The sequence below is a fragment of the Sphingomonas taxi genome (genome assembly GCF_000764535.1).
In the GTDB taxonomy this organism is placed as follows: Bacteria; Pseudomonadota; Alphaproteobacteria; order Sphingomonadales; family Sphingomonadaceae; genus Sphingomonas; species Sphingomonas taxi.
This window is the reverse complement of sequence record NZ_CP009571.1, coordinates 3,763,533-3,784,234: the sequence shown is the minus strand read 5'-3', so window position 1 is coordinate 3,784,234 and position 20,702 is coordinate 3,763,533. Positions and strand designations below refer to the sequence as shown.

At 68.8% G+C, this 20,702-nt stretch carries 22 protein-coding genes; 13 read left to right on the top strand and 9 right to left on the bottom strand.

The genetic code is table 11. The features are described 5' to 3' along the window. Positions 1–3: 3 nt before the first annotated feature. Positions 4–1,905, bottom strand: coding sequence for a S9 family peptidase (locus tag MC45_RS17265; protein ID WP_038665836.1), 1,902 nt, complete (start codon positions 1,903–1,905; stop codon positions 4–6). Positions 1,906–2,000: 95 nt separating this feature from the next. After that, positions 2,001–2,402: a glycine zipper 2TM domain-containing protein gene (locus MC45_RS17260; RefSeq protein ID WP_038665833.1), complete on the bottom strand. Its 402-nt coding sequence runs from the start codon at positions 2,400–2,402 to the stop codon at positions 2,001–2,003. Between the two features lie 131 nt (positions 2,403–2,533). Here MC45_RS17260 and MC45_RS19620 point away from each other — a divergent pair, with 131 nt between their 5' ends. After that, a complete protein-coding gene (locus MC45_RS19620) occupies positions 2,534–2,695 on the top strand; it encodes a hypothetical protein (protein ID WP_169742559.1) in 162 nt (53 codons plus the stop codon). Between the two features lie 187 nt (positions 2,696–2,882). On the opposite strand, the gene MC45_RS17255 is transcribed toward MC45_RS19620, so the two are convergent. After that, the gene (locus tag MC45_RS17255; protein ID WP_038667863.1) at positions 2,883–3,335 is read right to left on the bottom strand and encodes a hypothetical protein; all 453 of its coding nucleotides are present in this window, start codon (positions 3,333–3,335) and stop codon (positions 2,883–2,885) included. A 29-nt stretch (positions 3,336–3,364) separates the two neighbouring features. Further along, positions 3,365–3,781 (bottom strand): response regulator, encoded by a 417-nt coding sequence (locus tag MC45_RS17250; RefSeq protein ID WP_038665830.1) that lies wholly within the window; start codon positions 3,779–3,781, stop codon positions 3,365–3,367. 116 nt (positions 3,782–3,897) lie between these two features. On the opposite strand from MC45_RS17250, the gene recF reads away from it, so the two are divergent. The 3 genes from recF to MC45_RS17235 all read left to right on the top strand — a co-directional run bounded on the left by recF (position 3,898) and on the right by MC45_RS17235 (position 8,128). Further along, on the top strand, positions 3,898–4,953 hold the full coding sequence (gene recF, locus MC45_RS17245) for a DNA replication/repair protein RecF (RefSeq protein WP_038667860.1): 1,056 nt from the start codon (positions 3,898–3,900) through the stop codon (positions 4,951–4,953). A gap of 208 nt (positions 4,954–5,161) precedes the next feature. Further along, on the top strand, positions 5,162–7,687 hold the full coding sequence (gene gyrB, locus MC45_RS17240; RefSeq protein ID WP_038665825.1) for a DNA topoisomerase (ATP-hydrolyzing) subunit B: 2,526 nt from the start codon (positions 5,162–5,164) through the stop codon (positions 7,685–7,687). 165 nt (positions 7,688–7,852) lie between these two features. Then, positions 7,853–8,128, top strand: a complete 276-nt coding sequence (locus tag MC45_RS17235) for a hypothetical protein (protein ID WP_038665822.1) — start codon at positions 7,853–7,855, stop codon at positions 8,126–8,128. A gap of 43 nt (positions 8,129–8,171) precedes the next feature. On the opposite strand, the gene MC45_RS17230 is transcribed toward MC45_RS17235, so the two are convergent. Beyond that, positions 8,172–8,621, bottom strand: a complete 450-nt coding sequence (locus tag MC45_RS17230) for a DUF3617 domain-containing protein (RefSeq protein WP_038665819.1) — start codon at positions 8,619–8,621, stop codon at positions 8,172–8,174. Between the two features lie 155 nt (positions 8,622–8,776). On the opposite strand from MC45_RS17230, the gene MC45_RS17225 reads away from it, so the two are divergent. Both MC45_RS17225 and MC45_RS17220 read left to right on the top strand, forming a co-directional pair. Beyond that, complete coding sequence (locus tag MC45_RS17225) at positions 8,777–9,823, top strand: glycoside hydrolase family 5 protein (RefSeq protein WP_245640769.1); 1,047 nt, start codon at positions 8,777–8,779, stop codon at positions 9,821–9,823. A 29-nt stretch (positions 9,824–9,852) separates the two neighbouring features. After that, on the top strand, positions 9,853–10,863 hold the full coding sequence (locus MC45_RS17220) for an amidohydrolase family protein (RefSeq protein ID WP_038665816.1): 1,011 nt from the start codon (positions 9,853–9,855) through the stop codon (positions 10,861–10,863). 13 nt (positions 10,864–10,876) lie between these two features. Here the strand turns inward: MC45_RS17220 and MC45_RS17215 are convergent, their stop codons facing one another. The 4 genes from MC45_RS17215 to panC form a co-directional block, all read right to left on the bottom strand. After that, positions 10,877–12,613 carry a flotillin family protein gene (locus MC45_RS17215; protein WP_038665813.1) on the bottom strand — a complete coding sequence of 579 codons (1,737 nt, stop codon included), beginning with the start codon at positions 12,611–12,613 and terminating at the stop codon, positions 10,877–10,879. A gap of 25 nt (positions 12,614–12,638) precedes the next feature. Then, a complete protein-coding gene (locus MC45_RS17210; RefSeq protein WP_038665810.1) occupies positions 12,639–13,259 on the bottom strand; it encodes an OB-fold-containig protein in 621 nt (206 codons plus the stop codon). Positions 13,260–13,465: 206 nt separating this feature from the next. Next, positions 13,466–13,762: an SEL1-like repeat protein gene (locus MC45_RS17205; RefSeq protein ID WP_038665808.1), complete on the bottom strand. Its 297-nt coding sequence runs from the start codon at positions 13,760–13,762 to the stop codon at positions 13,466–13,468. A gap of 78 nt (positions 13,763–13,840) precedes the next feature. Then, entirely contained in the window at positions 13,841–14,686 is an 846-nt protein-coding gene (gene panC, locus MC45_RS17200) for a pantoate--beta-alanine ligase (protein WP_038665804.1), read from the bottom strand. An 86-nt stretch (positions 14,687–14,772) separates the two neighbouring features. Between panC and MC45_RS17195 the strand changes: the two genes are divergently transcribed. From MC45_RS17195 to MC45_RS17165, 7 genes are all read left to right on the top strand, one after another. Next, positions 14,773–15,561, top strand: a complete 789-nt coding sequence (locus MC45_RS17195) for a division plane positioning ATPase MipZ (RefSeq protein WP_038667853.1) — start codon at positions 14,773–14,775, stop codon at positions 15,559–15,561. Then, on the top strand, positions 15,558–15,821 hold the full coding sequence (locus MC45_RS17190; RefSeq protein WP_038665801.1) for a J domain-containing protein: 264 nt from the start codon (positions 15,558–15,560) through the stop codon (positions 15,819–15,821). Before MC45_RS17195 ends, MC45_RS17190 begins: the two co-directional genes overlap by 4 nt. Further along, entirely contained in the window at positions 15,818–17,185 is a 1,368-nt protein-coding gene (gene pgmG / locus MC45_RS17185; protein ID WP_038665798.1) for a phosphoglucomutase/phosphomannomutase PgmG, read from the top strand. The genes MC45_RS17190 and pgmG overlap by 4 nt, the downstream gene beginning before the upstream one ends. Before the next feature lie 30 nt (positions 17,186–17,215). Further along, complete coding sequence (locus tag MC45_RS17180) at positions 17,216–17,680, top strand: PH domain-containing protein (RefSeq protein WP_038665795.1); 465 nt, start codon at positions 17,216–17,218, stop codon at positions 17,678–17,680. An 89-nt stretch (positions 17,681–17,769) separates the two neighbouring features. Next, a complete protein-coding gene (locus MC45_RS17175) occupies positions 17,770–18,528 on the top strand; it encodes an exonuclease domain-containing protein (RefSeq protein WP_038665792.1) in 759 nt (252 codons plus the stop codon). A 219-nt stretch (positions 18,529–18,747) separates the two neighbouring features. Next, complete coding sequence (locus MC45_RS17170) at positions 18,748–20,259, top strand: sensor histidine kinase (RefSeq protein ID WP_038665789.1); 1,512 nt, start codon at positions 18,748–18,750, stop codon at positions 20,257–20,259. Further along, the gene (locus MC45_RS17165) at positions 20,256–20,702 is read left to right on the top strand and encodes a response regulator (RefSeq protein WP_038665786.1); all 447 of its coding nucleotides are present in this window, start codon (positions 20,256–20,258) and stop codon (positions 20,700–20,702) included. Before MC45_RS17170 ends, MC45_RS17165 begins: the two co-directional genes overlap by 4 nt.

Genomic DNA, 20,702 nt, shown 5'->3' with positions numbered 1-20,702 from the left:
CCCCTATTTCGCCGCCTTCACATATGTATCGAACCACGCGATCGCGCGCGCGCGCACGTCGCTCGCCTGCTCCGGCGCGGTCACGCAATGGCCCGCGTCGGGATAGATCACCAGGCTGACCGGTACGCCGCGATCCTTCAGCGCGTGCCACCATTCGATCGACTGGGTCGGCGGCACCTCGATGTCGCGCTCGCCGACGTAGATGAAGGTCGGCGTCTTCGCCTTCTTCGCCTGATAGACCGCCGACACGTCCTCATAGGCCTTGATGTCGTCGTACATCGTCTTGCCGAAGAACGGCAGCAGCCATTGGTCGATGCCGTTGGTGCCGTAATAGCTCACCCAGTTGGACAGGCCGGCACCGGCGACGATCGCCTTGAACCGGTTGGTCTGGGTGTTGGTCCACATCGCCATGAACCCGCCATAGCTGCACCCACCGAGACCCAGCCGCGCATCGTCGACCGGCGCGACGCGCTCGACCGCATCGATCCCGGCGAGGATGTCGCGCAGGTCGCCGCCGCCGAAGTCGCGCTTGTTGGCGGCGGTGAACGCCTCGCCCTGGCCGAAGCTGCCGCGCGGATTGGGCAGGAAGACGTAATAGCCCGCCTTCAACAGCGCGCCGTTCATCGACCCCGCCGAGACATAGCCCGGCATCGACGCCGCCGACGGACCGCCGTGCACCATCGTGATCATCGGCGCCTTGCCGGCGGGCGCGGTGCGCGGCGCGAGCAGCCAGCCCTGCACGTCATAGCCTTCGTTCTGCCAGGCGATGCTGCGCGCGCTCGCCAAGGCCGGGGCGGCGTCGTTGTCGTGGGTGATCTGCCGCACGCCGTTCGCCTGCGCCGCCACCGGCCCGGCATAGATCGCCGGCGCGTGCTCGTAATCCTGCACCACCGCCGCGGCGACGCGGCCATCGGCGGAGAAGACCGCGCGGCCGTCGCCCGCCGCACTGCTCGCCGGTTTGGCGAAGCCCGGCGCGACCGGCTGGCCCGGCGTCAGCGTGCCGAACTGGATGCGGTCCCCGGCCAGCGTCACGGTGCGCAGCCCGCCCGCGGTCCAGTCGATCGTGGTGACCGTCGACTTGGCGCCGGCGGTGATGTTGCGCGGCGTGCCGCCGGCGAGCGGCACGGTGAAGACGTCGCCGCCGATCGAGCCGAAATCGCTCATCAAGCCGCCGACATAGGCGACCGTCCGCCCGTCCGGCGAGACGCGCGGCTGGTTGAGCTGCGTCACCGGCTTGGCGATCGGGCGCACCGCCCCGGTCCGCGCGTCGATCGCATCCAGCGTCGCCACCCACCAATTGTTGTCGCCATTGCCGAGCGCGGTGGTCGCGACGAAGCCGCGCCCGTCCGGGGTCCAGTCATATTCGTAGACGTAGCGCCCGGCGGGCGACAGCGGCGTCACCGTCGTCGCGGGCTTGCCGATGTCGAACACCGCGAGCCGTTGCTCGTCGTTCTTCTCGCCGATCTCGCCGATCATCCGCACGCCCGCCTGCGTCGCGCCCGATTCCTTGGCGGCGCCCAGCGTCACCAGCAGCGCGATCCGCGTGCCGTCGGGCGAGACGCGCGGCGTCTGCGCGATGCCGGGGATCGTCGCGATCGTCCGCGTCGTCATCGCATCGGCGTAGCTCAACCGCACCGCGGCGGTGTCGCGGACGAGGAAGACGAGATCGCCATTGGGCGCGAAGGTCAGCCCCGAATAGCTGCACGTCTTGCACGGATCGATCGTCCGCAGCACGCGGCCGTCGGCGGTGCCGCGCACCGTCACCACGCCATGACCGCCGGCGCTCTCGACCGCCGCGACCCGGTCGCCCGTCGGCGAGATCGCCAGCGCTCCATATTGATGCAGCGCCTGCGCGGCGGCGGGCGAGGTGGAGGCGAGCAGGGCGGCGGCGAGGATCAGGCGCATCGGAACTCCGGCGGGTCAGGCACTATTCCAGACGCTTAGCGCCTCGCCGCCGCGCCGCAAGCGGAACGCGGATCGCCGCGCTCCGCCGCGTTGCGTTATCGGCAGCGTACGTTGTTGCGATCGACCGACCGTCCCACCGCCGCACCCGCCGCGCCGCCCAGCAACGTGCCGAGCAGCCCCGAATTGCCCGGCGCGATGATGTTGCCGAGCACGCCGCCGGCGAGGCCGCCGACGATCAGCCCGGTCGTCCCGTCGTTGCGGCGGCAATAATATTGGCCGTTCTCGCCGCGATAGATCCGGTCGCGCGACGACAGGCGGCGCTCGCGATACCGCGGACCGTCGGCATAATAACGGTCGGCGTAATAGCCGCCGTACGCCGGGTCGACCCGGTTGTAGTCGTACCGGCTATAGCCCCGATAGCGACCGTCCGTGCCGGACGTCGAGCATCCCGCAAGTGCGGTCGCGGCGATCGTCGCCGCCAACAAGGGTATCCGCATGACATCCTCCCATTTGCTTCAGATGACAGGAAGAATGTCCCCTGCACCGTTTTGGTTGCAACCTGGATCAACCCGTCGTCGGCGGAACGCAGCGCGCGACCCGGCGGTTGAGGTCGCGAGAGGAAGCGACGATGACCGACGACACCAAGCCGACCACCGAGACGTCCGAGCCCAATTTGTCCACCGGGCATCAACGCGGCGGCGACGCCCGCCGCCCGAGCGACACGCTCGACAAGGACCAGCCGCAGGGCGAGACGATCCCCCGCAAATCCTCGCTGCTCGGCAACGACTGACAGCGCTGCGGACGCCTGCGAGCATATATTCCGGCAAAGACCGGGGCTCAGTCAGGTGAAGGGCAGGTTCGGCCATCGTCTACGCAGCCAGTGCTCCTGCGGAGGCAGGAGCCCAGGGCCAAGCAGAACACCGTCTGATGACGTCCGGAACGCCGGTGCTCTTGCTTCCGCAGGAGCACCGGATGACTCAGGCGGCGCCGGTCGCCTCGCTGAACCCGCTGCCGCGATCGGCCACCAGCGTCGGCGCCGGCCCGGTCGCCGGCCGCAGTGCCTCCCGCTCTTCCTCGGTCGGCACCGCGGTGGGGTCGGGACGGAACGCCTCGACCGCGCGGCTGTCGTTGCCGGGATGCGCGTCGCCCATCAGATCGGTCGGCACGTGTTCGGCCGCCGGATTGCCCGGCTGCTCCTCGAAATGCTTTTCGGTCTCGGCCATGCCGACGGGCGCGGCGGCCATCGTCGCCGGCCGCGGCGCGATCGGGCTGGTCGTGCTGTCGCCCGGCACCGCGCCCGCGCCCGCGTCGTCCGCCAGCCGGCGCGGGCGCGAGCCGGGCTTGGGGCCGAATGCCGCCGTCGCCGCGGTCCATGCCGCCGCACCTGCCGCGAAGGCGCCGAGGCCGAAGCCGATCTTCTTGTAATCCATCGCAAAGAATCCCGGTTGCTGCTGTTCGCTCATCCAACGGTGCGGGTCCGGGCGGGTTCCGCCTGATCCAGCAGCGCGACCAGCGCCGCGACCACCTGCCAATCGCCGAACGGCTTGCCGAGCAGCGGAGTCGTCCGGAACCGCTCGGGCAAGCTGTACGGCCGATTGGCGGACAGGAAGGTATAGGGGATCGCCAGCGCGCCGAGCCGGTCGGCGACGTCGAACGACATATGATCCAGCAGCACGACGTTGAGCGTCGCCGCGTCCGGCCGCGGTGCGTCGCCGGCGAGGGCCGCCAGTGCCTGGTCGGCGGTGGCGAACGGACCCAGTACCGTGCCGCCGGCCTCGGTGACGATCCCGTCGAGATGATCGGCTAGCAGCCATTCGTCCTCGACGATCAGGATGTGCCGACCGGCAAGCGGCGCGGCGGAAGGGGTGTCGGTCATGCCGTCGCAACCGGCCCATGTCGCATCCGTTCCTTGCCGATCAAACGGATACGCCGGGATACGCGGCCGATGACGGCGATTTGCCGCATCGCCGCTTTGCTATAGGCGGGCGGACGATGCTGTCGCGCCTGGTCCTGACCGATTACCGCAACCATGCGGGCCTGGCGCTCGCCCCCGGCCCCGGCTTCGTCGTGCTCACCGGTGAGAATGGCGCGGGCAAGACCAACGTGCTCGAGGCGGTGTCGCTGCTATCGCCCGGCCGCGGGTTGCGCCGTGCGCCGCTCGCCGACATGCAGCGGCAGGGCGGCGCGGGCGGCTTCGGCATCGCCGCGACGCTCGCCGCGCCCGGCGGCGACGTCGAGATCGCGACCGGCACGCTCGCCGCGGCGCCCGAGCGCCGCCAGTTGCGCATCCAGGGCGCCACCGCCACCGCCAACACGCTCGCCGAATGGCTGACCGTGCTGTGGCTGACCCCGGCGATGGACCGGCTGTTCGTCGAGCCCGCGGGCGAGCGCCGCCGCTTCCTCGACCGGCTGACGCTGGCGCTGCTCCCCGCCCATGCGCATCATGCCGCACGCTACGAAGCGGCGATGCGGGCGCGCAACCGCCTGCTCGCCGCCGACGTGCCGGCCGATCCCGATTGGCTGACCGCGCTGGAGACGCAGATGGCCGACCATGGCGGCGCGATCGAGACCGCGCGGCGCACCACCGTCACGCTGCTCGGCGAGCGGCTCGCCGACCAGCCCGACGGCCCGTTCGCGCGTGCTGCGGTGGCGCTGGAGGGCTGGCGCGGTGATGGCGCGCAATTGCTCGACGCGCTGCGCCAGGGCCGCTCACGCGACGCCGCCGCCGGCCGCGCGCTCGCCGGTCCGCACCGCGCCGATCTTGCCGTGACGCATCTCGGCAAGGCGCAGGCGGCGGCGCTCGCCTCGACCGGCGAGCAGAAGGCGCTACTGCTCGGCATCGTCCTCGCCCATGCCGAACTCGTCGCGCAGCGCACCGGCCACGCCCCGATCCTCCTCCTCGACGAGATCGCCGCGCATCTCGATCCCATCCGCCGCGCCGCGCTGTTCGAACGGCTGTCGGGCCACGGGCAGGTGTGGATGACGGGGACAGAACCCGCGCTTTTCGCGGCAATCGGCGACGACGCGACGCGCGTGGAACTGGGGTAGAGCGCCCCCCCTTTCGTCATCCCGGCGGACGCCGGGACCCATGGAAACGGAACAGCCGTCAGGCGGATCACCGTCAACGGCAGCATGACCATGGGTCCCGGCTTCCGCCGGGATGACGAATGGGGCGCGCGGGATGCGGCAGGAGAGTGCCCACCCGCGCCCGCCCATTTCGCTTTCGTTCCGCCCCCGCAATCCCTATATCCTCGCCATGGCAGAACCCCAGAATGCGAACGAATACGGCGCCTCGTCGATCAAGGTGCTGAAGGGCCTCGACGCGGTGCGCAAGCGGCCGGGCATGTATATCGGCGATACCGACGACGGATCGGGCCTCCACCATATGGTGTTCGAGGTCAGCGACAATGCGATCGACGAGGCGCTCGCCGGCCATTGCGACCGGATCGACATCCAATTGAACGCCGACGGGTCGGTCAGCGTCACCGACAACGGCCGCGGCATCCCGACCGGCATCCACCCCGAGGAAGGCGTCTCCGCGGCCGAGGTCATCATGACCCAGCTCCACGCCGGCGGCAAGTTCGAGAATACCAGCGACGACAATGCCTATAAGGTGTCGGGCGGCCTGCACGGCGTCGGCGTCTCGGTCGTCAACGCGCTCAGCGAATTCCTCGACCTCACCATCTGGCGCGACGGCGAGGAGCATTACATGCGCTTCGCCTTCGGCGATGCGGTCGCGCCGCTCAAGGTCGTCGGCCCCGCCGCGCCCGGCCAGAAGGGGACGCGCGTCACCTTCCTGCCCTCGCCCGCCACGTTCAAGATCACCGAATTCGACTTCGAGAAGCTCGAGCACCGCTATCGCGAGCTGGCCTTCCTCAATTCGGGCGTCCGCCTGTTCCTCACCGACGCGCGTCACGACGAGCCCAAGACGGTGGAGCTCTATTACGAGGGCGGCATCGCCGCGTTCGTGAAGTGGCTCGACCGCGCCAAGACGCCGCTCTTCCCCGAACCGATCGCGATCCACGGCCAGCGCGACGAGGTCGGCATCGACGTCGCGCTCGAGTGGAATGATTCCTATTACGAGAACGTCCTCGCCTTCACCAACAACATCCCGCAGCGCGACGGCGGCACCCACCTCGCCGCCTTCCGCGCCGCGCTGACCCGCACGCTCAACAATTATGCGGAAAAGTCGGGGATGCTGAAGAAGGAGAAGGTGACGCTCACCGGCGACGACATGCGCGAGGGGCTGACCGCGATCGTCTCGGTCAAGCTGCCCGATCCCAAGTTCAGCAGCCAGACCAAGGACAAGCTCGTCTCGTCCGAGGTGCGCCAGCCGCTCGAATCGCTGATGGCCGACAAGCTCGCCGAATGGCTGGAAGAAAACCCCGCCCACGGCCGCTCGATCGTCGGCAAGATCATCGATGCCGCCGCCGCACGCGAGGCCGCCAAGAAGGCCCGCGAGCTGACCCGGCGCAAGGGTGTGATGGACATCGCCTCGCTGCCCGGCAAGCTCGCCGACTGCCAGGAAAAAGACCCGGCCAAGTCCGAGCTGTTCCTCGTCGAGGGCGATTCGGCCGGCGGCTCGGCCAAGCAGGGCCGCGATCGCCACTTCCAGGCGATCCTCCCGCTGCGCGGCAAGATCCTAAACACCGAACGCGCACGCTTCGACCGGATGATCGCCAGCCGCGAGATCGGCACGCTGATCCAGGCGATGGGCACCGGCATCGGCCGCGACGACTTCAACGCCGACAAATTGCGCTACCACAAGATCGTCATCATGACCGACGCCGACGTCGACGGCGCGCATATCCGGACGCTACTGCTGACCTTCTTCTACCGCCAGATGCCCGAGCTGATCACCCGCGGTCACCTCTTCATCGCGCAGCCGCCGCTCTACAAGGCGACCAAGGGCCGGTCGGAAGTCTATCTCAAGGACGATGCCGCGCTCGACGAATATCTCGTCGACGCCGGCGTCTCGTCGATGGTGTTCGACGCGCCGAGCGGCACGCGCTCGGGCGCCGATCTCAAGAGCCTGCTCGATCATGCCCGCCGCATGCGCACGCTGATGCGCTACGTGCCGCGGCGCTACGACCCGGTGATCATCGAGGTGCTGGCGCTCGCCGGCGCGCTCGACCCCAGCTTCACCCGCGACCAGCGCGCGGCGACGGTCGCCGAGGTCGTCCGCCGGCTCGAATCGGGCGACGAGGAGGCGCGCTGGACCGCGCGGCTGACCGAGGACGGCGGCATCCACTTCGAACGGCTGTGGCGCGGCGTCACCGACCATCACATCGTCGAGGCGACCTTCCTCGCCAGCGCCGAGGCGCGCAAGCTGCACGGCCTCGCCGCCGAACAGGCGGAAAGCTTCGTCGCGGCGGGCAAGCTGATCCCGCTCAAGGGCCTCGCCGCCACCGCGGCCGACCCGGAGCCGGCCGCGGACGGCGGCGAGGAAGCCGAGGAGAATGCCGGCCAGATCGGCAGCGTCACCACCACCGTCTCGCGCGGCGAAAGTCTCGTCGCGCGGCCGTCGCAATTGCTCGACGCGATCCTCGCCGCGGGCCGCAAGGGTCTGGCGATCCAGCGCTACAAGGGGCTCGGCGAGATGAACGCCGACCAATTGTGGGAGACAACGCTCGATCCCTCGAACCGCACGATGCTGCGCGTCACCTCGGAAGACGTCTCGGCCGCCGACGTGATCTTCACCCAGCTGATGGGCGAAGTCGTCGAACCCCGCCGCGAATTCATCCAGGACAACGCGCTGAACGTCGCCAATCTGGACGTGTAGGTTTGACACCGTCAATTCCTCCCCCTGGCGGGGGAGGACTTTTTGCAACCCTGAACGTCGATACGACCTAAAGAGCCCGACGACCTTCTCCAAACGCGGCGCAGCGCCTGCGTCCATTCCAGCTCCCGCACGTTATCGTCCCGACAGCGACCGACTGGAGCAGCGATGACAACCTATCCGTTAAGCGAACCCGCGACGATCTACGCCATCGAAGGCGATACCGAGGCGATGTCGGACGTCGTGGGCCAAGGCACGCTGGCGGACTGCGTCGATGTCGTCGCGGCGATGTCACCGGACAGGCAGCAGGCGATCTTCATCCAGATGGACGACCTCGGCCTCCGCTTCGGGCCGCCCGAGGTGGCGGAACTGCTGCGCTTCCTGCGCGACGAAAGCGCCGGCCTGTCCGACAACGAGATCGCCGACATCCCCGACGATCGGTGATTCCGCCGGGGCGACCGACGCCAAGGGACGGCCTGCCCCGTCGTCAGCCCTTGCAGCTGCCGGCGACCCGGGCCGCCCGCTGATCGAGGACGACATTCATTCTGCCCTTGGCCGTCTGACCGGTCATCTCGGCGCGGCCGACGAAGCCACCCGCGGTATAGGTTCCGGCGCGGCTGACCTGCATCGGCGCACCGTTCTTCTGCGGACAGGTCAGCGCCTGGGTGTAGCGGCCATCGGCGATCTGCTGCTTGTCGACCCGGCATCGCGCCTTCGGATCGGGTGCCAGCAAGGCCGCGACGCTTTGCCCGGGCGCGACGCACTTATGCTCCGCGCGCGATTTGCCCTTGGCCATCCGCAGCAGGAAACCGGGTGCACCGGGCACGGTCAGATCGACCACCGTCGACGTGACGTCCCAGCGCTCCTGCGCGAGCGATTGGGCGCTGCCCATCGCGGGCAGCAGAAGCAGGACGGCGAACGGGGTCAGGCTGCGCATCCACAGGCCATGGCGTCTGCCCGCCACCAGCGCAAGCGGCCGACCACCGCCCGCCGCATCGAATAAGAGGACAGCTTCCGCCGGATCGTCTACCGATCCTATTCTCGCCTTGCCGAAGGATCAGCGCCGTGCGGTTCACATGTAAGTTACTGACATTGGCCCTGATCCTCACCACGCCCACGGTCGCTCCGGCGATCGCGGCGGGTCAGGCGACCGCGCAATCCGCGCCCGCCGCAACGACGGGGACCGGTCCCGCGTGGCGCACCGCGGCGCGCCTGCACCGCGGCGTCAACATCCTCGGCTACGACCCGCTATGGCGCGACGCGGCCAAGGCGCGGTTCAAGACGCGCCACTTCCGGATCATCCGGCAGGGCGGCTTCGATTTCGTCCGGATCGTCCTCCAGTCGTTCGGCCATATGGACGCGCAGAACCGGCTCGACCCGCAATGGCTCGCGACGCTCGACCGCATGGTCCGCGAGGCGAGCGCCGCGGGGCTGGGCGCCATCATCGACGAACACGATTTCAACGCCTGTTCCAAAGCGCCGGACGCGTGCGAACCCAAATTGGTCGCCTTCTGGACGCAGATCGGTGAACGCTATCGCGACGCGCCGCCGTCCGTGCTGTTCGAATTGCTCAACGAACCGCACGCGCCGCTCGACGCCGCGCGCTGGAATGCGATGCTACGCACGCTCATCCCCCTCGTTCGCCGCACGAACCCCGACCGCACGCTGGTGATCGGCCCGAGCCGCTGGAACAATCTCGAGGAACTGCCCAGGCTCGAGCTGCCCGCGGCCGACCGCAACATCCTCGTCACCTTCCACTCCTACGAGCCGTTCCGCTTCACCCATCAGGGCGCGCCCTGGGCGCCCGAGCTGACCGCCGTGAAGAACGTGCCCTTCACCGCCGCGGACGAACGGCGGATCAAGGCCGACTATGACACGGTCGGCGCATGGTCGAAGGCGAACGATCGCCCGGTATTGATGGGCGAATTCGGCGCCTATGAGAAAAGCGGCACGCCGATGGCGGCCCGCGCCCGCTACACCGCGACCGTCCGCCACGAAGCAGAGGCGCACGGCTTCCCCTGGGCCTATTGGCAGTTCGACAGCGACTTCATCCTGTACGACATCGACCGCGACCGCTGGGTGGAGCCGATCCGGCAGGCGCTCGTGCCGGCAGCAACGAATGCCGCGGCGCCTCGTTGAGCGAGGCTGACCTTGCCGGGAGATTGCCCATGCGCCTGATCGCGATCGAAGAGCATATCCTGCCCCCATTCGTCCGCGACGCCTGGGACGCCGCGCCGCCGCCGTACGATCCGGTCTCGGCCTTCGCCGATGGCGGCGAAAACGGCCGCCGCCTCGCGGATCTCGGCGACGGCCGGATCGCGCTGATGGACGAGCAGGGCGTCGACGTACAGGTGCTCTCGCTCACCACGCCCGGGCTGCACAATCTCGCCCCCGCCGCCGCGGTCGAAACGGCGCAGAGGGTCAACGACCTGATCGCCGAAACCTGTACCCGCCATCCCGACCGCTTTCAGGGCCTGGCCGCCGTGCCGACGCCGGACACGGACGCCGCCCCGCGCGAACTCGAGCGCGCGGTCCGCGATCTCGGATTGAAGGGTGCGCTGCTCTGCGGCCGCACGCGAGAGCGGCATCTCGATCATCCCGCGCTGCGCCCGCTGCTCGCCAAGGCGGCAGAGCTGCAGGTGCCGCTGTTCATCCATCCGCAGACCCCGCTGGCGGAGGTGCGTCAGGCCAATTATTCGGGGATCGGCGAAACCGCCGACCTCGCTTTGGCGGCGTTCGGCCTCGGCTGGCATTATGAGGCGGGCCTGCAATGGCTGCGTCTGGCCGCAGCCGGCGTGTTCGATGCGCTGCCCGACTTGCAGATCATCCTCGGCCATTGGGGCGAGGTGGTGCTCTTCTATCTGGAGCGGACATCGGCGGTCTTCGCGCGCGCGCTCGATCTGCAACGGTCCTTGTCGGACTATGCCCGCACCAATTTGTACGTCACCGGCAGCGGCATGTGGAGCGAGACCTATCTTCACCGCTGCCTCGAGATCGTCGGTCCCGAGCGCCTGCTGTTCTCCACCGATTTCCCGTATCAATATAAGGAAGGCGGTGCGCCCCGCCATTTCCTCGACACGGTCGGGCTCGACGACGCCGCACGACAGGCATTCGCCCACGGCAATTGGGACCGTCTGACGCATGCCGCCGGGCAGCAGGCGGGCCGCCACGCGCCGTGAACGGCAACCCCGTTCAGGCCGGCCCGCCGCCCGAACCGCCGTTCAACGTCGCCGGACGGCCTTCGGCCGCGGGGCTGCGCGGCGCCGCGCCGTCACCATTGCTTCCGGCCAGCATGCCGTTCAACGAATTGCCGGTCATGCCGAGTTCGGCCATCAAACCGTCGATGAGCGGCCCGCCGACGCGATAGCGCATCGCCGCGGCCACCGCGGCATCGGCGAGATTGCCCTGCCCCCCGCCCGCTGCGCCGTCGCCGGCACCGCTGCCGTCGCCATGCAGCCCGCGAGCATCGACGATGCTGATCTTGTCGATGTTCTCGATCGGCTTGCTTGCCGCGGCGATGATCGCCGGCAGCGCGTCGAGCATCGCGCGGCGGATCAGCAGCGCGGTTTGCGCATCGCTCAGCAGATTGGTCGCCTCGTTCAGCGAAGCCTGACCGGCGGCATCGACCTTGAACGCCGCCTCGCGTCCTTCTGCACGCGCCTTCTCCGCATCGGCTTCGGCGGTCGCCTCCGTGCGGAGCGCACTGGCGCGCGCCTCGGCGGCCTCCTTCTCGGCGGTCGCGGCGACGGTGATGCCGACCGCTTCCTCCTGCGCGCGCTGGGTGGCGGCGATCACCGCGACGTTCTTGTTGCGGTTGGCGATCTCCGTCGCCTTGGCGGTGGCGACGCTTTCCTCGGCGCGTACGGCGAGCGCACGCGCTTCGTTCGCGGCAGCGGTCGCGGTCGATTCCTCCTCGGACTTCTGCGCGGTCTGTACTGCGGTGGTGATCCGGGCGATCTCGATCGTCCGGTCGCGCTCGATCGTCGCCGTCTGGATCGCACCGTCTCGGGCGATCGTCGCGGTCTGGATCACCTTGTCCGCTTCGGTCTGCGCGACGGTCTTCGCCTGGCTGGCGGTGATGCGTGCGATCTCGGCCAGCCGGGTCTGCTCGGCTTCGGCGGTGGCGATCGCCGTCGCCTGCTCGGCGCGTCGGGCGGAGAGCGTCTGCTCCTGCGTCAGCCGCGCCTGTTCCGCGGCCTGCGCGATCTCGAGCGACTGGTTGTTCGCATCGAGGTTGCGCTGTTCGATCTCGACGCGATTGGTGGCGACGATGTCGTTACGGATCTTCTTGCGCTCTTCGATGGTCCGCGTGAGCACGGTCAACCCCTCGGCATCGAAGGCGTTGTTCTCGTTGAAATGCTCGAACGCGGTCTGATCGAAATGCGTGATACTGACCGATTCGAGCTGGAAGCCGTTCATATCCAGGTCGGTCATCAGCGCTTCCTGCACCTTCTGGATGAAGTCGGCGCGATTGGCGTGCAGGTGCTCCATCGTCATCGTCGCCGCGACCGACCGCAACGCCGACACCAGCTTGCCGTCGAGGAGCGATTTCACCGCATCGGGGTTGTTGACCGAGTCGCCGAGCGTCTGCGCCGCCGCGGCGATCGACTCCGCGTCGGGCTTCACCTTGATGTGGAACAGGCCGACGACATCGACACGCAGTTTGTCGAGCGTGATCAGCGCATCCTTGTTGAGGCGCGACACCTCCAGCTTCACCGTCGTCAGCCGGACCTGCATCAGTTCGTGCAGGACGGGGATCACCATGATGCCGCCGTTGAGCACGACCTTCTCGCCGCCGAAGCCGGTGCGGATCAATGCGACGTCCTTGGTCGCGCGACGGTAAAGACGGGTCAGGATGACACCGATCACGACGAGCGCGAACAGCACGATGCCGGCGTAGATCAGGACGTTCAGTAGCTGTGCGGGCATGAGCCCCTCCCCGGTTTGGCGTTGGTCAGATCGGCTGCAGAAGCACGTTGGTGTCTGGCAGCGCATAGAACATCGTGCCGTCGCGGCGGACGATCAGCGCGGTCTCGCCGGCGGCGATCGCGTCCTTGTCGTCATGCGGCTCGACCATGATGAAATGCGCCTGCCCGTGTTGATCGACGACCTTCGCGCGCGCCGGCGATCCGCGGCGCGCGACGCCTTCCAGGATCGTGCCGCGGCGGCGGAGCAAGTCGTCGGTCGAGATCACGCTGCTTTCGAAACCCGGCATCACGCGGGCGAGACCGTTGGCCGCCAGCGTGTTGAGCATGGCGCCGGCGAACAGCGCGGCGCCAGAGGCCACGCCCCAGCCGAGCGGGCTGCCCGTCACCAACGTCGCACCCTGCTGGATGGCGATGCCGGCAAGTGTGAAGCAGCCGAGCAGCGACGTCAGCCAGATCAGGATCGGCAGTTCATGGCCAAGCCCGAGCCAGTCGAGCACGCCGCCGCCGTCCGTCTCGGCGTGCAGGTCGGCATGCACATCGAGATGGCCAAGCCCCAGGCCGATCGCCTCAATGAGCCCGATACCGATCATCACCACGAATGCGATTGCGAACGGCGCATAGGCAGGGGTCAGGAAAATGGCGAACATGGGCCGCGGCTCTGGTGCTGCATCGGCCAAGGATAGCAGCCGGATGACAAGGTTTCGTTACGAAACGTCGCCTGCTCCGGTTTCGGCGCGCTGTGCGATCGCCGTCCCCGACACGAGGCTGACACCGTGCAGGGACGATTGCGACGCGAACGCCTTCAATGGGCCGGCGCCGCCCGTCGGGCGGGCGGTCTCGCACCCGGAGTCGGTTACGCCGCCTGCCGCTGCGTCATGCCCAGCCAGTTGCGCGCCTGGCGTTGCGCCAGCGCGATCTCGCGCGCGGTCATGTTGTCGGCGACCTCGGCGCGCGCATAAGCGGCTTCGCTGAAGCCCGCCACCGCGGCGAGGTTGAACCATTTATGTGCCTCGATCAGGTCGACGCCCGCGCCGGCGGTGCCGGTCTGGTAGCAGACGCCGAGGTCGAACAATGCCTCCGGCCGGCCGCGCATCGCGTCGGCGATACGGCTGTCTATGAGGATTTGTGCGCTCTTGAAACTGTTGCCCATGGTTTGCCCCCATCGTTCATGAGGGCACCATCCGCGATTCGTCCTGACAATTGGTTAACGGCTCGGCAACTGCGCTTTTTAGCCAATCGGCTCGATCGCGACATTGTCGATCAGCCGCGTCGCGCCCATCCGCGCCGCGGCGAGCAGCCGGCGCGGGCGATCCGCCGCGGGCGACTCGGCCAGCGTCTCGGCATCGGCGAGCGCGACGTAATCGATCGCGAACCCCGCCGCGGTCAGCGTCGCTCGCGCCTCGGCAAGCGCGGTCTCGACATCGTCGCCGCGCCCCACCGCCCGCGCCGCGACGCCGAGCGCGCGCGGCAGCGCCACCGCCTTGGCGCGCTGCTCGTCGTCGAGGTAGATGTTGCGCGACGACAGCGCGAGGCCGTCGTCGTCGCGCTGCGTCGGCACCCCGACGATCTCGATCGCCATGTCGAGGTCGGCGACGACGCGGCGGATCACGGCGAGCTGCTGGAAGTCCTTCTCGCCGAAATAGGCGATGTCGGCACCGGTCTGGTTGAACAATTTGGTGACGACCGTGGCGACGCCGTCGAAATGGGCCGGCCGCGCCGCGCCGTCGAAGCCGTCGCTGACCCCGGTCACGCCGACGTTGGTCGCGAAGCCCGCCGGATACATCACCTCGACCGGCGGCAGCCACAGCAGGTCGCAGCCACCCTCGGCGAGCAGTCGCGCGTCGGCCGCCTCGCGCCGCGGATAGCGGGCGAGGTCCTCGTTCGGGCCGAATTGCCTGGGGTTGACGAAGATCGAGGCGATCACCTTGGTGCCCGGCCGGCGGGCCGCCTCGACCAGCGCCATATGGCCGGCGTGCAGCGCGCCCATCGTCGGCACCAGCGCGATCGTCGCGCCGTCGGCGCGGAATGCGGCGACCGCCGCGCGCAGCCCGTCCAGGTCTCCAACCGTCAGCACCGTTTAATCCCTCGAACAATGAGCGCGCGGCTTCTATGAAGAGCGTCGTGACCGAGCAACCCGCCAGCATCGATAAGGAACGAACCGTGCCCGCAGGGCCACACGTCATCGTCTTCGCCAATGAAAAAGGCGGCACCGGCAAGTCGACGACGGCGGTGCACGTCGCCATCGCGCTCGCCGCCAAGGGCGCCAAGGTCGCCTGTTTCGACCTCGACCATCGCCAGCGTACCGTCGGCCGCTATCTCGAGAACCGCGCCGCGACGATCAAGCGGACCGGCAGCGACCTGCCGATGCCGATCCACGCGACGCACGACGGCGAGAGCGAGTCGGTGTTCGAGGAGACGTGGCAGCGCCTGTCGGAGGGTGCCGACTTCCTGATCATCGACACGCCCGGCCGCGACGATTATTTCGCGCGCACCGCTGCGGCGCTGTCCAACACCCTGGTCACGCCGATGAACGACAGTTTCGTCGACTTCGACCTGATCGGCCAGGTCGATCCCGAGACGTTCAACGTCACCCGGCCGAGTTTCTATTCGGAGCTGATCTGGGACGCGCGCAAGCAGCGCGCCCGCGCCGACGGCACCCAGATCGACTGGGTCGTGCTGCGCAACCGCCTGCAGCATATCGAGGCGCGCAACATGCGCCGCGTGTCGGATGCGCTCGGCCAGCTCGCCAAGCGCGTCGGCTTCCGCATCATCCCCGGCCTCGGCGAACGCGTCATCTATCGCGAGCTGTTCCCCGCCGGGCTGACGATGATCGATTCGAAGGAATTCGGCGCGATGGGCCTCGGCCACGTCGCCTCGCGCCAGGAGTTGCGCGAGATGATGAGCGCACTGCAATTGCCCGAGCCCGCCGCGCCGCAGTTCGCCGCATGAAGTGGCTGCTCGCGATCGCATTGATCTGGTTCGCCTGGCATTATCTCCGCCCCGCCCCCAAACGCGCGACGCTCACCGACACGCAGCGCGCGCACCGGGTGCTCGGCCTGCGCGCCGGGGCCGACGAAAGCGAGATCCGCGCCGCGCATCGCCGCCTGCTCGCCGAAGCGCATCCCGATCGCGGCGGCTCGGCGGCGGCGAGCACCGAGATCAACGCGGCGCGCGACCTGCTGCTCGGCGCGCTGCGCCGCGGCGGATGAGCCACGTCCTGTCGCCCGCGATCCTGCGGGAATATGATGTGCGCGGCACCGTCGGCCGCAACCTCGGCACCCCCGACGCCACGGCGATCGGCCGCAGCTTCGCCACCCGCGTTCGCGCCGCCGGCGGCCACCGCGTCGCGGTCGGCCGCGATGGCCGCCTGTCCTCGCCCGAGCTCGAGGCGGCGCTGGTCGCCGGCCTTACCGCGGGCGGCGTCGATGTGGTGCGGATCGGCATCGGCCCGACGCCGATGCTCTATTTCGCCGAGGCGACGCTCGGCGTCGACGCCGGCATCCACGTCACCGGCAGCCACAATCCGCGCGACGACAACGGCTTCAAGATGGTGCTCGGCCACCGCTCCTTCTACGGCGCCGACGTGCAGGATCTCGCCCGCCTCGCCGCCGCGGGCGCGTGGAGCGCGGGTGCCGGCACCGTCACCGACGCCGACGTGCTCGACGCCTATGTCGCGCGGCTCCTCGCCGGCCACGGCGGCGGCAGCTACCGGATCGGCTGGGACTGCGGCAACGGCGCCGCTGGCCCCGCGGTCGAGGCGCTGACCGCGCAGCTCCCCGGCGAGCATCATCTGCTCTACACCGAGGTCGACGGCCGCTTCCCCAACCACCACCCCGACCCGACCGAGGAACATAATCTCGACGACCTCAAGGCGCTGGTCCGCCGCGAGGGACTCGACTTCGGCATCGCCTTCGACGGCGACGGTGACCGCATCGGTGCGGTCGACGGCGCGGGCCGCGTGCTGTGGGGCGACCAGTTGCTCAGCCTGCTGATCGCGCCGGTGCTCGCCGATCTGCCCGGCGCGACCGTCGTCGCTGACGTCAAATCCTCGCAATTCGTCTTCGACCGCATCGCCGAGCTCGGCGGTACGCCGGTGATGGGCGCGACGGGCCACAGCCTGATGAAGGAGGCGATGCTCGCGCACCACGCGCCGATCGCCGGCGAGCTCAGCGGCCATATCTTCTTCGCGCACGATTGGTACGGCTTCGACGACGCGCTCCACGCCGCGGTGCAATTGATCCGCGCGGTACATCTGTCCGGCCGCTCGCTCACCCAATTACGCGACGCGATGCCGCCGCTCGTCAACACCCCCGACCTGCGCTTCCCGGTCGATCCCGCGCGCAAGTTCGCAGTGATCGACGAGGTCCGCACCCGCCTCGAAGCCGCCGGCACGGCGGTGATCGCGATCGACGGCGTCCGCGTGACGACGCCGCGGGGCTGGTGGCTGCTGCGTGCCTCGAACACGCAGGACGTGCTCACCGCCCGCGCCGAATCCGCCGATCAGGCCGGGCTCGACGCGCTGCTCGCCGCGATCGACGCGGCGCTGGCGGCGTCGGGCGTCACACGCGATTGACAGCCGCGGCGCGCCGGATAGGGTCGGCTTATGGTGGGGACCTACAGCACGGAACGGCCGGTCGACAATTTCCGCTCGAGCACCAATCGCTGGCTGTTCGGCAGCTTCACCGGCTGGCTGACCATCCTCGCCTGTGCGATCGGCGTCGGCCTGATCGTCATCGCGGTGCGCTGGCTACAGAATCTGTCGGCGTCCTATGAGATCACCGACCAGCGGCTGATCGTGAAGCGCGGCCTCGTCATGAAGTCGATCGACGAGATCGAACTGTACCGGATCAAGGACGTGCGCGTCGACTATTCGCTGGTCAACCAGATCACCGACATCGGCACGATCACCATCACCTCGTCGGACCGCACCACCGGCAACGCGCAATTCGTGCTGCGCGACATCCCCGCCGCGCGCGAGCGCCGCGAAGGCCTGCGCAAGCTCGTCGACCGCGCCCGCCGCCTGCGCGGGGTGCGCGAGATGGACATCGACGACGACGAGTATCGGTGAGGTCCGCCCGATCGTCATCCCGACGACGAACGGCAGGGCCGCCCCCTTCGCACTGGCATAATCGCCCGCAAGCGCCCATTTAGGGCATAATGCGACCCACCCCCCAGATCATCCGCGTCATCGACCTCGAAACCACCGGCAGCGCGCCGCCGGCGCATGGCGTGTGCGAGATCGGCTGGCAGGACGTCGCGCTCCAGCAGGATGGCCGCTGGGAATTGGAAGGCGAAGGCGGCGCGATCCTGGTCAACCCCGGCCGCGCCATCCCGCCGATCACCCAGGCGATCCACCATATCCTCGACGAGCATGTCGCCGAGGCGCCGTGGTGGCACGACGTCGCCCGCCGCGTGCTCGATCCTTATCCGCGCCGCCTCGCGCTCGCCGCGCACCGCGCCGATTTCGAGCAGCAATTCTGCACTCCTAATCTTACCCATGGTCAGGAGTGGATCTGCACCTGGAAATGCGCGCTGCGCCTCTGGCCCGATTCGCCGAGCTTCTCCAACCAGGTGCTGCGCTACTGGCGCAAACCCGACGGGCTCGATCATGACCGCGGCCTGCCCGTCCACCGCGCCTTCCCCGACGCCTATGTCACCGCGCATCATCTGCGCGACCAGCTCAACGAGGCGAGCGTCGCGCAATTGCTCGACTGGTCGCGCACGCCCGGCCTGATCCCGCGCGTCCGCTACGGCCCGCATCGCGGCAAGGCGTGGAGCGAGCTCGACCACGAGAGCCTGATGGCGTTCATGGCCGATCGCGATCCCGACATCCGCTTCACCGCCAATGCCGAGATGGACCGCCGCAGCGGCGGCGGCGCCGTCGGCCGCGCCACCACGCAGGAATTGCTGCTGTAGGCTTCGCTACCCCGCATGCCGGCATGTGCCTCCCACCGTTCGCCCTGAGCCTGTCGAAGCCTGTCCTGAGCGACGCCGCAGGCGGCGTCGAAGGGGGCAGGTGAGACTCAGGCCCTTCGACAGGCTCAGGGCGAACGGGATGGACAGCCGGTATCGCCACGCGCCCCACCCCGACAGCATCGCTGGCGTAACGACATCGGCTCGCGTAAAGCCGCGCGCGTGATCAGAAAAGTCCGCAATCCGTTCGTCGTGTCCGAGGGCCGTTTCGGCCGCCTGCTCGTCACGTTCATGGCGCTCGGCTTCCTCGCGCTCGTCGCGGCGGGGATCGGCGCCGGCTGGGCGACGGGGCAGAACGAGAGCCACACCCGCTCCGTCAACCACACCTATGAGGTCGAACTGGCGGTCAGCAACGCGCGCCGCCTGATCGAACAGGGCGAGGCGTCGCGGCGCGGCTATCTGCTCACCGGCAACCCCGAATATCGCGACGCCTATCATCGCTGGTCGGCGGCGACCCCCGCCGCGCTCGGCTATCTGCAAGGCCTCACCCGCGACAATCCGGCGCAGGTCGCGACGCTCGGGCAGCTCCGCGGCGACATCCAGGCGCTGCTCACCCAGCGCGCGCGCACGATCGCGCTGATCGACGCCGGCCGCGCCGACACCGCGGTCACGCTGTTCCGCACCGAGGCGAGCGTCCGCCGCCTCACCGCGATCCGCGACGCGTTCGAACGGATGGCGGTGACCGAACGCCGCCTGCTCGCCGAGCGCGACGCCGCGCAGCAACGCAGCGTGCGCATCTTCTACGGCATCCTCGCGCTCGCCGCGGTGCTGCTCGCCCTCGTCGCGCTCGCCTCGCTGCTGACCGTGCTCGGCTATACCCGCGACCTCGCCCGCTCGCGCGATTCGCTGCGCGAGTTCAACGAGCATCTCGAAGAGACCGTCCACGAGCGGACCGCCGATCTCAGCCGCGCCAACGAAGAGATCCAGCGTTTCGCCTATATCGTCAGCCACGACCTGCGCTCGCCGTTGGTCAACGTGATGGGCTTCACTGCCGAACTCGCCGCCGCCACCGCCCCGCTCACCGAACTGGTCGACCGCGCCGAGGCGGAGGCGCCGCATATCGTCAGCGAGGAGGCGCGGCTCGCGGTGCGCGAGGACCTGCCCGAATCGATCGGCTTCATCCGCACCTCGACGCAGAAGATGGACCGGCTGATCAACGCCATCCTCAAACTATCGCGCGAGGGCCGCCGCGTCATCGCACCCGAGACGATCGACCCCGGCGCTATCGCCGACACCGTCGCCGGTTCGATCCGCCACCTGCTCGACGAGCGCGGCATCAGCTTCAGCGTGCACCGCCCGATCCCGCCGGTGGTCACCGACCGCGTCGCGCTCGAACAGATCCTGTCGAACCTGATCGAAAACGCCACCAAATATCTCCAGCCCGGCCGTCCCGGCGTCATCACCGTCGCCGGCGAGGCGCGGCGCGACCGCGTCATCCTGTCGGTCGCCGACAACGGACGCGGCATCGATCCGCGCGATCACCAGCGCATCTTCGACCTGTTCCGCCGGTCGGGCCAGCAGGACCAGCCCGGCGAGGGGATCGGGCTGGCGCACGTCCGGGCGCTCGCCTATCGTCTCGGCGGCACGATCGACGTGGAGAGCGAACCGGGCCGCGGCTCCACCTTCCGCCTCAATCTTCCCAAGACCTACGTCAGTCAGGACAGCGCAGCATGAACGCCCATCAATCCGTCGGCATCGTGATGATCGAGGACGACGAAGGCCATGCCCGGCTGATCGAGAAGAATATCCGTCGCGCCGGCATCCTCAACGATATCAAGCACTTCACCGACGGCACCCAGGCGCTCCACCATCTGTTCGAGGCCGAGGACGGTCCCGCCAAGGGCGCGCCGGCGCTGATCCTGCTCGATCTCAATTTGCCCGACATGAGCGGCACCGACATCCTCCAGCGGATCAAGGCGGAAGGCAGCCCGTTGAAGCGGACCCCCGTCGTTGTGCTGACCACCACCGACGACAAGATCGAGATCCAGCGCTGCTACGATCTCGGCTGCAACGTCTACATCACCAAGCCGGTCAATTACGAAAGCTTCGCGCAGGCGATCCGCCAGCTCGGCCTGTTCCTGTCGGTGATCCAGGTTCCCGCGGTCGAGGAACACTGA

What these genes read in the sequence shown, in the direction of transcription:
- MC45_RS17265 (WP_038665836.1), bottom strand. Translation starts at nt 1,905, where the DNA reads ATGCGCCTGATCCTCGCCGCCGCCCTGCTCGCCTCCACCTCGCCCGCC.
- MC45_RS17260 (WP_038665833.1), bottom strand. Translation starts at nt 2,402, where the DNA reads ATGCGGATACCCTTGTTGGCGGCGACGATCGCCGCGACCGCACTTGCG.
- MC45_RS19620 (WP_169742559.1), top strand. Translation starts at nt 2,534, where the DNA reads ATGACCGACGACACCAAGCCGACCACCGAGACGTCCGAGCCCAATTTG.
- MC45_RS17255 (WP_038667863.1), bottom strand. Translation starts at nt 3,335, where the DNA reads ATGGATTACAAGAAGATCGGCTTCGGCCTCGGCGCCTTCGCGGCAGGT.
- MC45_RS17250 (WP_038665830.1), bottom strand. Translation starts at nt 3,781, where the DNA reads ATGACCGACACCCCTTCCGCCGCGCCGCTTGCCGGTCGGCACATCCTG.
- recF (WP_038667860.1), top strand. Translation starts at nt 3,898, where the DNA reads ATGCTGTCGCGCCTGGTCCTGACCGATTACCGCAACCATGCGGGCCTG.
- gyrB (WP_038665825.1), top strand. Translation starts at nt 5,162, where the DNA reads ATGGCAGAACCCCAGAATGCGAACGAATACGGCGCCTCGTCGATCAAG.
- MC45_RS17235 (WP_038665822.1), top strand. Translation starts at nt 7,853, where the DNA reads ATGACAACCTATCCGTTAAGCGAACCCGCGACGATCTACGCCATCGAA.
- MC45_RS17230 (WP_038665819.1), bottom strand. Translation starts at nt 8,621, where the DNA reads ATGCGCAGCCTGACCCCGTTCGCCGTCCTGCTTCTGCTGCCCGCGATG.
- MC45_RS17220 (WP_038665816.1), top strand. Translation starts at nt 9,853, where the DNA reads ATGCGCCTGATCGCGATCGAAGAGCATATCCTGCCCCCATTCGTCCGC.
- MC45_RS17215 (WP_038665813.1), bottom strand. Translation starts at nt 12,613, where the DNA reads ATGCCCGCACAGCTACTGAACGTCCTGATCTACGCCGGCATCGTGCTG.
- MC45_RS17210 (WP_038665810.1), bottom strand. Translation starts at nt 13,259, where the DNA reads ATGTTCGCCATTTTCCTGACCCCTGCCTATGCGCCGTTCGCAATCGCA.
- MC45_RS17205 (WP_038665808.1), bottom strand. Translation starts at nt 13,762, where the DNA reads ATGGGCAACAGTTTCAAGAGCGCACAAATCCTCATAGACAGCCGTATC.
- MC45_RS17190 (WP_038665801.1), top strand. Translation starts at nt 15,558, where the DNA reads ATGAAGTGGCTGCTCGCGATCGCATTGATCTGGTTCGCCTGGCATTAT.
- pgmG (WP_038665798.1), top strand. Translation starts at nt 15,818, where the DNA reads ATGAGCCACGTCCTGTCGCCCGCGATCCTGCGGGAATATGATGTGCGC.
- MC45_RS17180 (WP_038665795.1), top strand. Translation starts at nt 17,216, where the DNA reads ATGGTGGGGACCTACAGCACGGAACGGCCGGTCGACAATTTCCGCTCG.
- MC45_RS17175 (WP_038665792.1), top strand. Translation starts at nt 17,770, where the DNA reads ATGCGACCCACCCCCCAGATCATCCGCGTCATCGACCTCGAAACCACC.
- MC45_RS17165 (WP_038665786.1), top strand. Translation starts at nt 20,256, where the DNA reads ATGAACGCCCATCAATCCGTCGGCATCGTGATGATCGAGGACGACGAA.